The sequence below is a fragment of the Bordetella genomosp. 7 genome, from assembly GCF_002261265.1.
In the GTDB taxonomy this organism is placed as follows: domain Bacteria; phylum Pseudomonadota; class Gammaproteobacteria; order Burkholderiales; family Burkholderiaceae_B; genus Bordetella_A.
On sequence record NZ_NEVK01000006.1, the window covers coordinates 512965 to 525877 of the forward strand.

The 12913-nt window shown below is 67.1% G+C and carries 12 protein-coding genes; 11 read left to right on the top strand and 1 reads right to left on the bottom strand.

The window, feature by feature from the left end; genetic code table 11:
* The first annotated feature begins 2 nt into the window (after positions 1–2).
* Genes CAL19_RS13370 through CAL19_RS13410 form a run of 9 tightly spaced genes read left to right on the top strand, consistent with a single transcriptional unit; the run spans position 3 to position 9085 of the window.
* Positions 3–473, top strand: coding sequence for a DUF4863 family protein (locus CAL19_RS13370; RefSeq protein WP_026640038.1), 471 nt, complete (start codon positions 3–5; stop codon positions 471–473).
* A gap of 20 nt (positions 474–493) precedes the next feature.
* Positions 494–2059, top strand: coding sequence for a 3,4-dehydroadipyl-CoA semialdehyde dehydrogenase (locus CAL19_RS13375; RefSeq protein ID WP_026640037.1), 1566 nt, complete (start codon positions 494–496; stop codon positions 2057–2059).
* A 41-nt stretch (positions 2060–2100) separates the two neighbouring features.
* On the top strand, positions 2101–3660 hold the full coding sequence (locus CAL19_RS13380; protein WP_026640036.1) for a benzoate-CoA ligase family protein: 1560 nt from the start codon (positions 2101–2103) through the stop codon (positions 3658–3660).
* The gene (locus CAL19_RS13385) at positions 3657–4484 is read left to right on the top strand and encodes an alpha/beta fold hydrolase (RefSeq protein ID WP_026640035.1); all 828 of its coding nucleotides are present in this window, start codon (positions 3657–3659) and stop codon (positions 4482–4484) included. The genes CAL19_RS13380 and CAL19_RS13385 overlap by 4 nt, the downstream gene beginning before the upstream one ends.
* A 35-nt stretch (positions 4485–4519) precedes the next feature.
* Entirely contained in the window at positions 4520–5683 is a 1164-nt protein-coding gene (locus CAL19_RS13390; protein ID WP_026640034.1) for an ABC transporter substrate-binding protein, read from the top strand.
* Between the two features lie 18 nt (positions 5684–5701).
* Positions 5702–6583 (top strand): branched-chain amino acid ABC transporter permease, encoded by an 882-nt coding sequence (locus tag CAL19_RS13395; protein WP_026640033.1) that lies wholly within the window; start codon positions 5702–5704, stop codon positions 6581–6583.
* Between the two features lie 3 nt (positions 6584–6586).
* Positions 6587–7636, top strand: a complete 1050-nt coding sequence (locus CAL19_RS13400) for a branched-chain amino acid ABC transporter permease (RefSeq protein ID WP_170941533.1) — start codon at positions 6587–6589, stop codon at positions 7634–7636.
* On the top strand, positions 7629–8387 hold the full coding sequence (locus CAL19_RS13405; RefSeq protein WP_094797035.1) for an ABC transporter ATP-binding protein: 759 nt from the start codon (positions 7629–7631) through the stop codon (positions 8385–8387). The genes CAL19_RS13400 and CAL19_RS13405 overlap by 8 nt, the downstream gene beginning before the upstream one ends.
* Complete coding sequence (locus tag CAL19_RS13410; protein WP_094797036.1) at positions 8375–9085, top strand: ABC transporter ATP-binding protein; 711 nt, start codon at positions 8375–8377, stop codon at positions 9083–9085. The genes CAL19_RS13405 and CAL19_RS13410 overlap by 13 nt, the downstream gene beginning before the upstream one ends.
* 194 nt (positions 9086–9279) lie before the next feature.
* Here the strand turns inward: CAL19_RS13410 and CAL19_RS13415 are convergent, their stop codons facing one another.
* Positions 9280–10839, bottom strand: a complete 1560-nt coding sequence (locus CAL19_RS13415) for an acetolactate synthase large subunit (RefSeq protein WP_094797178.1) — start codon at positions 10837–10839, stop codon at positions 9280–9282.
* Between the two features lie 339 nt (positions 10840–11178).
* Between CAL19_RS13415 and CAL19_RS13420 the strand changes: the two genes are divergently transcribed.
* Together CAL19_RS13420 and CAL19_RS13425 are read left to right on the top strand one after the other, a co-directional pair.
* On the top strand, positions 11179–12213 hold the full coding sequence (locus CAL19_RS13420) for a Bug family tripartite tricarboxylate transporter substrate binding protein (protein ID WP_094797037.1): 1035 nt from the start codon (positions 11179–11181) through the stop codon (positions 12211–12213).
* Between the two features lie 17 nt (positions 12214–12230).
* Positions 12231–12911 carry a 3-oxoacid CoA-transferase subunit A gene (locus CAL19_RS13425; RefSeq protein WP_094797038.1) on the top strand — a complete coding sequence of 227 codons (681 nt, stop codon included), beginning with the start codon at positions 12231–12233 and terminating at the stop codon, positions 12909–12911.
* Positions 12912–12913: the final 2 nt, after the last annotated feature.

Below are 12913 nucleotides of genomic sequence, written 5' to 3' on the forward strand. Positions count from 1 at the left end.
ACATGAGTACGCCCGCATCTTTTGTGCAGTTGATGCGCGACATCACTGCTCCGATTGCCGGCCTGCCCCTGGACGACGCCCTACAGGCCCGGCTGAATCGCGACATCGGCCCGGACAGCGCGCTGTACCGCGACGTATTCGACGCCTGCCGGCAGGGCGTGGCCGATGGATGGATGTGTGCGCGCGAAGGCGCGGGCATCCGCTACGGGCGGGTCATCAAGGCCGATGAAAGTCTGCACGGGTTCTCGGTGGACGTGGTGGACATGGACAGCCTGGCCGGCCCCCATCACAGCCACCCCCATGGCGAAATCGATCTGATCATGCCGCTGTCGGACGGCGCCCGCTTTGACGGGCACGGCGCGGGCTGGCTGGTGTATGGGCCCGGCAGCGCCCACAGCCCCACGGTGACGGGCGGGCAGGCGCTGGTGCTGTACCTGCTGCCCGGCGGCGCGATTGAATTCACGCGCCCCTGACGCGCGCACAGGACACCGGCATGCTTGAACTTGAAAATTTCCTGGCCGGCCAGTGGGCGGCAGGCAATGGCCCGGGCGCCACGCTGCGCGATCCGCTGTCGGGCGCCGCCCTGGCGCGCGCGGACAGCGCCGGGCTGGACCTGGCCGCCGGCTTCGAATGGGCGCGCCGCCATGGCGGCCAGGCGCTGCGCGCGCTGACATACGCCGACCGCGCCGCCCTGCTGGCGCGCGTGGCCGAAGTGCTGCAAGCCAATCGCGACAAGTACTTCGACATCGCTATGCGCAATTCGGGCACGGTGCGACAGGATTCCTCGATAGACATCGATGGCGGCATCTACACCCTGTCGTACTACGCCCGGCTCGGCGCGCGCCTGTCCGGGCAGGCGATGATGGCCGACGGTGAGCCCGTGGCGCTGGCGCGTGACAATGCCTACGCCGTGCAGCACATCAGCACGCCGGCGCGCGGCCTGGCCCTGCTGATCAACGCGTTCAATTTTCCATCGTGGGGCCTGTGGGAAAAAGCAGCGCCGGCGCTGCTTTCCGGCGTGCCCATTGTTGTGAAGCCGGCCACGGCGACGGCCTGGCTTGCGCACGAAATGGTGGCCGACGTACTGGCCGCCGCGATATTGCCGCAGGGCGCGCTCAGCCTGGTGTGCGCAAGCCATCCCGGGTTGCTGGACGCGCTGGCGCCCGGCGACCTGCTGTCGTTCACCGGCTCGTCGGATACCGCTGCATTGCTGCGCGCCCACCGGCGCGTCACGCACGATGGCGTGCGCATGAACGCCGAAACCGACAGCCTGAACTGCGCATTGCTCGGCCCCGATGCCGCCTCGGGCGGACCGGCCTTCGATGCGATGGTGCGCGAGGTGGTGCGTGAAATCACCATCAAGTCGGGCCAGAAGTGCACCGCCATCCGGCGCATTCTCGTGCCGCAGGAGGCATATGAGCGGGCGGCGCAGGCCATCGCGGCGGAACTGGCCGCCGTCACGGTGGGGGATCCGCGCCACCCGGACGTGCGCATGGGCTCGTTGGTGAGCAGGCGGCAGCATGACGACGTGCAGTCCGGCATCCAGGCCCTGCGCGCGCACAGCCAGGTGTTGTTCAATGGCGACGCGGTCCGGCTGATCGACGCCGATCCGAAGGTGGCCGCATGCGTGGCGCCCTGGCTGCTGGGCGCCCCGGAGCCCGACACCCACCCTTTGGCGCACCAGCTCGAGGTCTTCGGCCCGGTGGCCACGCTGATGCCCTACCGCGACGCCGAGCATGCCCTTGACCTGGCGCGGCGCGGCCAGGGTTCGCTCGTGGCATCGATATACAGCGACGATTCCGCCTTCTTTGCGCGCAGCGCACACGAGCTGGCCGACAGCCATGGACGACTGCACTGGGTCAGCCCCGAAGCCGCAAAGACCCATACCGGCCATGGCAATGTCATGCCGCAATCGCTGCACGGCGGCCCCGGCCGCGCCGGAGGCGGAGAAGAACTGGGCGGCTTGCGCGCCTTGTCGTTCTATCACCGCCGCACCGCCGTGCAGGCAGCGCCCGAACGCCTGCAGGCCCTGGCCGGCCCGATGGGCCAGGCTTCCTAGCCGACCCGGACGACACCAAGAGAACATACGGGAGACAAGACATGCCACCCTGCCCCCTTGAACTGAACTTCGCCAGCCACCTGGCCGCGCTCAATGCGCCACGCGCATCCAAGCCGGCCTACATCGACGACATCCGCACCCTGACATACGGCGAACTGGCCGAGCGCGCGGCGCGTTTTGCCGGCGCGCTGCGCCAGCTGGGCCTGCGGCGCGAAGAGCGCGTGCTGCTGTTGATGCACGACAGCGTGGACTGGCCGGTGGCGTTCCTGGGCGCCCTGCACGCCGGCGTGGTGCCCGTGGCGGTGAACACGCTGCTGACGGCGGACGACTATGCCTACATTGCCGACCATTGCCGGGCGCGCGCCGCGATCGTGTCGGGAGCGCTGCTGGATACGCTGCATGCCGCAATGGCCAAGGGCCCGCACGAAATCGAACACATGATCGTGGCGCGGCCGGCCGGCGAATTGCCGGCGCACGCGCACGAATTCGAAAACCTGCTGGCCGCCGCGCCGCTGGCCCCGGCCGTACGCACGCTGGCTGACGAGATTGCCTTCTGGCTGTATTCGTCCGGGTCCACCGGCAAGCCCAAGGGCGTGGTGCACACGCACGGCAACCTGTGGCACACCGTGGAACTCTACGCCAAGCCGGTACTGGGCATCCGCGAAGATGACGTGGTGTTCTCGGCGGCCAAGCTGTTTTTCGCGTACGGCCTTGGCAATGGATTGAGCTTTCCGCTGTCGGTCGGCGCCACAGTGGTCGTGATGGGCGAACGGCCCACGCCGCAAGCGGTATTCCAGCGCCTGGTGCAACACCGCCCCACCGTCTTCTACGGCGTGCCCACCCTGTATGCGAGCATGCTGGCCAGCCCCGACCTGCCTTCGCGCGAACAGGTGGCGCTGCGCGTCTGTACGTCCGCCGGCGAGGCGCTGCCCCGCGACATCGGCGAACGCTTCAAGCGTCATTTCGGTTGCGACATCCTCGACGGCATCGGATCTACCGAAATGCTGCATATCTTCCTGTCGAACCAGCCCGGCCAATTGCGCTATGGCACCACCGGCAAGCCGGTGCCGGGATACGAAGTGCAGCTGCGCGACGAGGACGGCCGGCCGGTGCCCGCGGATGTGATCGGCGACCTGTACATCAAGGGCCCCAGCGCGGCGCTGATGTACTGGAACAATCGCGACAAATCGCGCCAGTGCTTCCAGGGCGAATGGCTCAAGAGCGGCGACAAGTACGTATGCGACGCCGACGGCTACTACACCTATGCCGGACGCAGCGACGACATGATCAAGGTCAGCGGCCAGTATGTGTCGCCGGTAGAGGTCGAGAACGTGCTGATCCAGCACGAAGCCGTGCTGGAGGCCGCGGTGATCGGCGTGCCCGACCACGACGGCCTGGTCAAGACCAAGGCCTATGTCGTGCTGCGGCCCGGCTATACGCCCAGCGATGACACCGGCGCCGCCTTGCAGCAGTATGTGAAGCAGCACCTGGCGCCATTCAAGTATCCGCGCCAGATCAACTTCACGGAAGAGCTGCCCAAGACCGCCACGGGCAAGATCCAGCGGTTCCGGCTGCGGCAGATGGAGGCGGCCTCGCTATGACGACCGCCTTGCTTGCCGATGCGCCCGCCTGGGCGGAACTGCGCGCGCTGGGCCGCAGCCTGCGCCTGGAATACCGGTGGATCGCGCCCGAACGCCGCCAGGCTCCCTTGCTTGTTTTCCTGCATGAGGGGCTGGGCTCGGCAAGCATGTGGAAAGACTGGCCCCAACGCGCGTGCGAGGCGGCGGGCTGCCGCGGCCTGGTGTTTTCGCGCTACGGCTACGGTCAGTCGACGCCACGCGCCGCAGGCGAGAAGTGGCCCGTGAGCTTCATGCACGACCAGGCGCGCGAGGTGCTGCCGGCGCTGTTCGACGCGCTGGGCATCGATGCGGCGCGCGACCGGCCGGTGCTTTATGGCCACAGCGACGGCGGCTCTATCGCCCTGCTGTACGCGGCGATGCACCCCGACAACGTGTGCGGCGTGATTGCCGCGGCGCCGCATATCTTCGTGGAAGACATCAGCATCGCAAGCATTGAACTGGCCCGGCGCGCCTACCTGGAGTCCGGTCTGCGCGCGCGGCTGGCCCGCTACCACGCAGATGTGGATTCGGCCTTCTGGGGGTGGAACGACATCTGGCTGGATCCAGCGTTCCGCGCCTGGGATATACGCACGGATCTGCCCCGCATCCGCTGCCCGGTGCTGGCGCTGCAGGGGCTGGACGACGAATACGGCACGCTGGAGCAAATACGCGGCATCAAGCGCGCGCTGCCCCACGCGCAGCTGATGGAATTGGGCGACTGCGGACATTCGCCGCACAAAGACCAGCCCGACCAGGTGATCACGGCCGTCGCCGGCTTCGTCGACAGCCTGAACCGACCCGGCTGAGCCCACGGCCAGCCAACATAACGAGGAGACAGACCATGCACAATGCCCTGAACCGCGCCCTGCTCGCCGGCGCCCTGGCCCTGGCCGCCGGCGGCGCCGCGGCGGCCGACAAGATCAAGGTCGGATTCATGCTGCCCTACAGCGGCACGTATGCCGCTCTGGGCAACGCCATCGAGAACGGCTTCAAGCTGTACGTGGCCGAGCAAGGCGGCAAGCTGGGCGGCCGGGAACTGGAATACTTCAAGGTCGATGATGAATCCAACCCCGCCAAGGCGTCGGAAAACGCCAATCGGCTGATCAAGCGCGACCAGGTGGACGTGCTGGTGGGCACCGTGCATTCGGGCGTGGCGATGGCGCTGGCCAAGGCGGCCAAGGCCAGCAACACCACCCTGCTGGTCACGAACGCGGGCGCCGACGCCATCACGGGGCCCATGTGCGGGCCGGGCATCTTCCGCACGTCGTTCTCGAACTGGCAGCCCGGCTATGCCATGGGCCCGGTAGCGGCGACCAAGGGGCACAAGACCGCCGTCACCATCACGTGGAAATATGCGGCGGGCGAAGAACAGATGAACGGCTTTCGCGAAGGATTCGAGAAGGCCGGCGGCAAGATCGTCAAAGACCTGACGCTGCCATTTCCCAATGTTGAGTTCCAGCCGCTGCTGACCGAGATCGCGTCCATCAAGCCGGATATGGTGTTTGCGTTCTTTGCCGGCGGCGGGGCGGTGAAGTTCGTGCAGGACTACCACGCGTCCGGCCTGGGCAAGAGCATTCCACTGTACGGCACCGGCTTTCTTACCGACGGCACGCTCAAGGCGCAGGGCGACGCCGCGCAGGGCCTGCTTACGACGCTGCACTACGCCGATGGGTTGGGGTCCCCGCGCGACACCGCCTTCCGCGAGGCGTATACCAAGGCCTACGACAACCTGCCGCCCGATGTATATGCGGTGCAGGGCTACGATGCTGCGCAATTGCTGCAGGCCGGCCTGCAGGCGGTTCAGGGCGATGTGTCGGACAAAGACAAGCTGCACGCGGCCATGCGCGGCGCCACCATCGACAGCCCGCGCGGCACGTTCACCCTGTCGCGCGCCGGCAACCCGGTGCAGAATATTTACCTGCGCCAGGTGGCCGGGCTGGAAAACAAGATGGTGGACATCGCGGTGCCCGAACTGGCCGACCCCGCTCGGGGCTGCAAGCTCTGACGCCTGCGCGAGGCCGACATGGACGCCAGCATTTTCCTCATCCAGTGCCTGAACGCATTGCAGCACGGCTTGCTGCTGTTCCTGGTGGCCAGCGGCCTTACGCTGATATTCGGCATCATGGGCATCATCAACCTGGCCCACGGCAGCTTCTACATGATAGGGGCATACATGGCGTTCGGCCTGTCGCCCCTGGTCGACCGCTGGCTGGGCGGCGGCTTCATCGCAACCCTGGCGCTGTGCGTGCTGCTCGCGGCGGTGTTGGGCTACTTGCTGGAAGCAGCGTTCTTCAGCTATCTGTACCGTCGCGACCACCTGCAGCAGGTGCTGATGACCTACGGGCTGATACTGGTGTTTGAAGAAGTGCGCAGCCTGCTGGTGGGCAATGACGTGCACGGCGTGCCGATGCCGTCCTGGCTGTCGGGCACGGTATCGCTGGGCGGGGTCATGACCTATCCGGTCTACCGGCTGTTCATCTCTGCGGTGGGCATCGTCGTCGCCCTGCTGCTGTATTGGGTGATCACGCGTACGCGCCTGGGCATGATGGTGCGGGCGGGCGCCAGTAACCGAGAGATGATCGGTTCGCTGGGCATCGATATCAACCGCCTGTACCGCATCGTGTTCGCCGCCGGCGTGGCCCTGGCCGCGCTGGCCGGCAGCATCGCAGCCCCGGTGTCGTCGGTTTATCCCGGCATGGGCCACAGCGTGCTGATCGTCTGCTTCGTGGTGGTCGTGATCGGCGGCATTGGCTCCATCCGCGGCGCGTTCCTGGCCGCCATGCTGGTAGGCACGGTAGAAACATTCGGGCAGGTGCTGTTTCCGGCCGCGGCCGGCGTGCTGGTGTACCTGCTGATGGCGGTGATATTGCTGTGCAAGCCCGAAGGGCTGTTCAAACAGGGCTAGGCAATGAGCAAGCTGCGCAAACTGATTCCCATCGCCGTACTGGCCGCGCTCGCGGTGTTTCCGCTGCTGGGCTTCGACTACTACACGGGGCTGGCGGTAAAGATCATGATCTACGCCATCTTCGCGCTCAGCCTGCAGCTGCTGGTGGGCGGCGCGGGACTCGTCAGCCTGGGGCATGCCGCGTTCTTCGGCATCGGCGCCTACGCCGCGGCGCTATTGTCGCCCGAAGGCGAAGCCGCCGGCCTGTTGTGGCTGCTGGGCGCCGCAGTGCTCGGCGCCGCGCTCTACGCGCTGCTGACGGGCGCGCTGGCGCTGCGCACGCGCGGCGTGTATTTCATCATGGTGACGCTGGCCTTCGCGCAGATGGCGTATTACGTGTTCCACGACACCGACGTAGGCGGCGGCAGCGACGGCATCTATCTGTACTTCCGTCCACAACTCAGCCTGGGCGGGGTCAGCCCCTTCGACCTGGATGAACCGCCTGTCTACTACCTGTTCGTCCTGTGCTGCCTGGCTGCGACATGGGCCTTCCTGGCCATGCTGCAACGCTCACCCTTTGGCGCCGCGCTGGCCGGCATACGGATCAACGAACAGCGCATGCGGGCGGCGGGCTATTCCACCTACCCTTACAAACTTGCCGCCTATGTCGTGGGCGCATCGCTGGCGGGGCTGGCGGGGTTCCTGTACGCCCTGAAAGACGGTTTCGTGACCCCCGAGCTGCTGGCCTGGGAACAATCGGGCCTGGTGCTGCTGATGGTCATTCTCGGCGGCATGGGCCGGCTGGGCGGCGCGGTGCTGGGCGCGGCCGCACTGATACTGCTGCAGGAACTGTTCCAGTCGCAAGTGCTGTTTGGCGATTACGCGCAGCACTGGCACTTGTCGCTGGGGCTGTCCATCATCGCCCTGGTGGCGCTGCTGCCCGACGGGCTGGCCGGCATGCCCGGCCAATGGCGGGCAAGGCGCGACGCCCGCCGCAACGCCGCGGCCGCGCCCCCTTTGCAGGCCGAAGATGCGCCATCGTCCCTGCCCTTGTCCGGAGAGCCGCATGCCTGACGCCATGTTGTTCGCACGCGGCATCACGCGCCGCTTCGGCGGCCTGGTCGCCGTCAATGACGTATCGCTGGAACTGCGACGCGGCGAGGTGCATGCAGTGATCGGCACCAACGGCGCAGGCAAATCCACACTGATCAACATCCTGTCGGGCGAGCTGCACGCCAGCGCCGGCCAGGTGTGGCTGCAAGGCCACGACGTCACCGCATGGACGCAGCCCCAGCGCGCGCGGGGCGGCCTGGGCCGCAGCTATCAGCGCTCGACCATATTTCCCACGCTGACGGTGTATGAGAACTGTCGCCTGGCCGCGCAGGCGGCACGCCAACGCTTCTGGCATTGGTGGCGGCGCGCCGCCGACTGCGCGCAAAGCGCCGAGGCCGCCCGGCACGCCCTGCACCGCACCGGGCTGGAGGCCAGCGCGCAGGTACAGGCGGGCCTGCTGCCGCATGGGCACAAGCGCCAGCTCGAGATCGCCATGTGCCTGGCAGGCAGGCCGCAAGTACTGTTGCTGGACGAGCCCCTGGCGGGCATGGGGGCCGAGGAAACCGAGCGCATGCTGTCGCTGCTGCAGTCGCTGAAATCCGAGCATGCCATCCTGCTGGTCGAGCACGACATGGACGCCGTGTTCGGCAATGCCGACCTGATCACCGTCATGGTCAACGGCGCCGCCATCGCTTGCGGCACGCCTGCGCAAATCCGCGCGAACCCGCAAGTGCAGCAAGCCTACCTGGGGGACGAAGCATGCACGCACTGATCGATGCCAGCGGCCTGCACAGCTACTATGGGGCCAGCCACGTGCTGCGCGGCGTCGACCTGCGCATCGCCCGCGGCGAATCGGTGGGCCTGGTCGGCCGCAACGGCATGGGCAAGACCACACTGATCCGCACGCTGATGGGCCACGTGCGCAGCCGCCACGGCCGGCTCACGGTGGGCGGGCGCGACTGCACGCGCGCGCAGCCGCACGCCATCGCCCAACTGGGCGTGGCCTATGTGCCCGAAGGGCGCGGCATATTTCCCAACCTCAGCGTGCGCGAGAATCTGCAGGTCGCCGCGCGCCCCGGCAGGCGCGGCCAGTGCGACTGGACATACGACCGGGTGCTGGAAACGTTCCCGCGCCTGGCAGAGCGCCTGGATCACGGCGGGCAACAGCTTTCGGGCGGCGAACAGCAGATGCTGGCCATCGGCCGCGCGCTGACGACCAACCCCGACGTGCTGATACTGGACGAGGCCACCGAGGGACTGGCCCCGCTCATCGTTGCCGAGATATGGCGCATCGTTGCGTCGATACGCGAGTCGGGCATATCGACACTGATTGTGGACCGCAATTACCGCGCCGTGCTGTCCCATACCGACCGATGCCTGGTCATGGAAAAAGGCCGCATCGTGCACCAGGGCGCCAGCCCCGCCCTGGCCGCGGATACGGGGCAGCTGGCGCGGTATCTGGGGGTGTAAGGCAAGCGCCGCGCGGTGAGCTGGCGCCTGGTCATACCGTTCACCTCGGTGTCTGACACCCTTCGGGAGTCAGACACCCCCGATAGACACAGCCCTCCACCCCAAACCCACACACCACGCCACCACGCCACCTTCGGTGTCTGACTCCCGAAGGGTGTCAGACACCACCCGCAGCGTCCGGCTTGCCCGCTTATCTAGATCAGGGCCTCGATCAGGAACGGGCCCTTGCGCGCCAGGCCGGCCTGCAGCGCCTTGGTGTAGCCTTCGACCGTATCGACACGCACGGCCTCTACGCCCATGCCGTTGGCCAGGTTCACCCAGTCCAGGCAAGGCTCATGCAGGTCGAGCATGCGCTTGGCGTTGCGGCCCGGCTGTTCGACGCCCACGTTCTTCATTTCGCCGTGCAAGGTGGCATACGAGCGGTTGGCAAAGATGATGGTCAGGCAGTCGAGCTGTTCGCGCGCTTGCGTCCAGAGCGCCTGCACCGTGTACATGCCGCTGCCGTCCGCCTGCAGCGTGATGACCTTGCGATCGGGGCAGGCCACTGCCGCGCCCGTGGCCAGCGGCAGGCCGATGCCGATCGCGCCGCCCGTGAGCTGCAACCAGTCGTGCGGGGCAGATGTGGCGCTGATCAGCGGAAACTCGCGCCCCTGCGTAATCGATTCGTCGCACACGATGGCGTTCTCGGGCAGCAGGCAGGCGGTGATGATATTGACGGCAGAACCCGTCAGCGCGCCGGACCGGGGCATGTCCACGGCCGACGCCACGGGCGTCAGGCCCGGCGCGTCGGCCGCAATGCCGAGTTCGTCCGCCAGCCATTGCAGCGCATGCAGCAGATCATGCTCGGGTGCCGCCAGCTCGATGGGCGCGTTGTCCTGCGGAGCCACCAGGCTGGGCTTGCCGGGGTAGGCAAAGAACGCCACCGGCTCGACGCCGCCCACCAGAATCAGCTGCCTGACATCTTTCAGCATGGCCACGGCCTGGTCTACCGGATACGGTACGCGCGTGACCGGCGTACGGTTGATGCCGCGTTCCGTGCGCCCGTTGGACGTGGCCGACAGCAGGCGCACGCCGGTTGCGCGGGCGATGCGCCCGGCCACTTTCAGTGCGGGCTCGCGCAGCGCCATGCCGCCCAGCATGAGCGCAACGCCCTCGCCTGCGCGGATGGCCTGCGCCGCGGCGCGCACCGCATCGTGCGTCGTCTGCGGCGGCGCGGTCAGCGGCACGACGGGCGAGGCCGGCGCGCCGGCCGGCAATTCGCCCCAAGCCGCGTCGGCGGGAAGAATGAGCGTAGCGATATTGCCCGGGGCCTGGCGTGCCACCCGCACCGCCTCGGCCGCGTCGGCGGCCAGGTCGGCCGCGGCATGGGTGCGGCGCACCCAGTGCGACATGGGAGCCGCCACCCCCTCGACATCACTGGACAACGGGGCATCGTATTGCGCGTGATATGTCGCGTGGTCGCCCACTACGTTGATCATCGGGGTGCGCGCTTTCTTGGCGTTGTGCAGATTGGCCAGGCCATTGCCCAGGCCGGGGCCCAGGTGCAGCAGCGTCGCCGCGGGCTTGTCGGCCATGCGGGCATAACCGTCGGCCGCCCCCGTCACGACGCCTTCAAACAGCCCCAGCACGCACCGCATGCGCGGCTTGCGATCCAGCGCCGCCACGAAATGCATCTCGGACGTGCCGGGATTGGCAAAACAGACGTCTACATCGTTGGCCAACAGGGTGTCGCAAAGGCTATCAGCGCCGTTCATGGTGATTCCGTAAAGCGGGTTGCACAGAAAAACGCGGCCGCCGGCCGCGCGTCGGTAAGGCATCATAGGAAAGCGGATCGTTCCGGGGTAGGTCCACTCCCACACGCGGCAATAGAACCATTGCCCCGCAACCCCGCCGGCGGCGCGGGCAATGGCATGACCGCCCCTTGCTGGCGTAGTTCGGTGATCGAACACAAAAACACCCCGCCCCATCGTAGGGACGAACCAAACCGCGCATACTTTTCGCGGCGACGTTGTTCGCTGAACAAAACCAACCGGCAGGTCCGGTTCCGCGCACGGCGCGGCGGCGGGCCACTGCCCATAGGCGGAGACAAATCCATGCGTGTTACCCCTGCCCCGACCCGCGCCCGACCGGCCCGGCGCACCGCCCTGCAAACCTTGCTGGCCGCCACGATCCTGGCCGCCACGACCATGGCCGCCCCATCATCGGCCGCGTCCACGGACAGCGCGGCGGCAGCCCCGGCCTGGCCCGACAGGCCGATCAAAGTCATCGTGCCCTATACCCCGGGCGGCGCCACCGACACCGTGACGCGCATTGTCATGGACAAACTGGCAGCCCGGCTGGGGCAGAACATCGTGATCGAGAACAAGCCCGGCGCAAACAGCACCCTGGGCGCGGCCATCGCGGCCAAGGCCGAGCCGGACGGCTATACCTTCCTGAGCATCCTGCCCGCCTACGTCATCAACACCCACCTGTACAAGCTGTCTTATTCGCCGTCGGAACTCGAACCGGTCGTGCACATGGCCGACCTGCCGTTGTTCCTGTTTGTCAGCAAAGACGTCCCCGCGAACTCGCTGCAGGAGCTGGTCGCCCATGGCCGCAAACATCCCGACACGCTGACCTATGCTTCCAGCGGCACCGGGTCCAGCGCGCACCTGACCGGCGCGGATTTCGCGCTGCAGAGCGGGCTGAAAATGACGCACGTGGCCTATAAGGGCAGCGCCCCTATCCTGGCCGACCTGTTGGCGGGACGCGTATCCATGGTGTTCGACCCGGTGCTGGTGCCCATGCAGTACGTCAGGCAGGACAAGCTGAAAGTGCTGGCTTTCACGGGCAAGCAACGCTGGCCGGACGCGGCAGACGTACCAACCATGGAAGAAGGCGGCTTTCCCGGTTTTGTCACCGGCTCATGGGTAGGCCTGCTGGCGCCGACCGGCACGCCGCGGCCGGTCATCGAACGCATGGCCAAGGAAATCAGCGCCATCGTGCAGGAGCCGGATGTCACGCAGAAGTTCATCGCCGCCGGCTTCCTTCCCACTGGCAGCACGCCTGCGGAGTTCACGGAATTGATGCGCAAAGACTCCGACCGCTATGCCAAGATCATCGAAGAAGCCGGTATCACCGTGAACTGAACGGGGCCGCCGGCATCATGATCGACAAATTCGTCGCCTCGCTCGCCGACGCCGTCCGGGACGTTCATGATGGCGCCACCGTGCTGGTCAGCGGCTTTGGCGGCGCGGGCATGCCCACCGACTTGCTGCATGCCCTGATCGACCAGGGCGCGCGCGAACTGACCGTGGTCAACAACAACGCCGGCAATCACGAAACGGGCCTGGCCGCCCTGATCAAGGCGGGCCGCGTGCGCAAGATGATCTGCTCGTTTCCGCGCGCTTCGCATTCCTGGGTGTTCAACGACCTGTACCGCCGCGGAAAAATCGAGCTGGAATGCGTGCCGCAGGGTACGATCGCCGAACGCCTGCGCGCCGCCGGCGCGGGCCTGGGCGGTTTCTACACCCGCACTGCATACGGCACCGACCTGGCGGCGGGCAAAGAAACGCGCGAGATCAACGGCCTGCATTACGTCTTTGAAACGCCTTTGCATGGCGACTTCGCTCTGGTGCTGGCCGACCGCGCCGACCGGTGGGGCAACCTGACCTACCGCAAGAGCGCCCGCAACTTCGGACCCGTGATGTGCACCGCGGCCGCCACCACCATCGTGCAAGTGCGCCGGCGCGTCGGGCTGGGCGAGCTGGAGCCCGAGGCCATCGTAACGCCGGGCATCTTCGTCAATCGCCTGGTCGTCGTGCCAGATCCCGGTTTTTCGAGCTGACC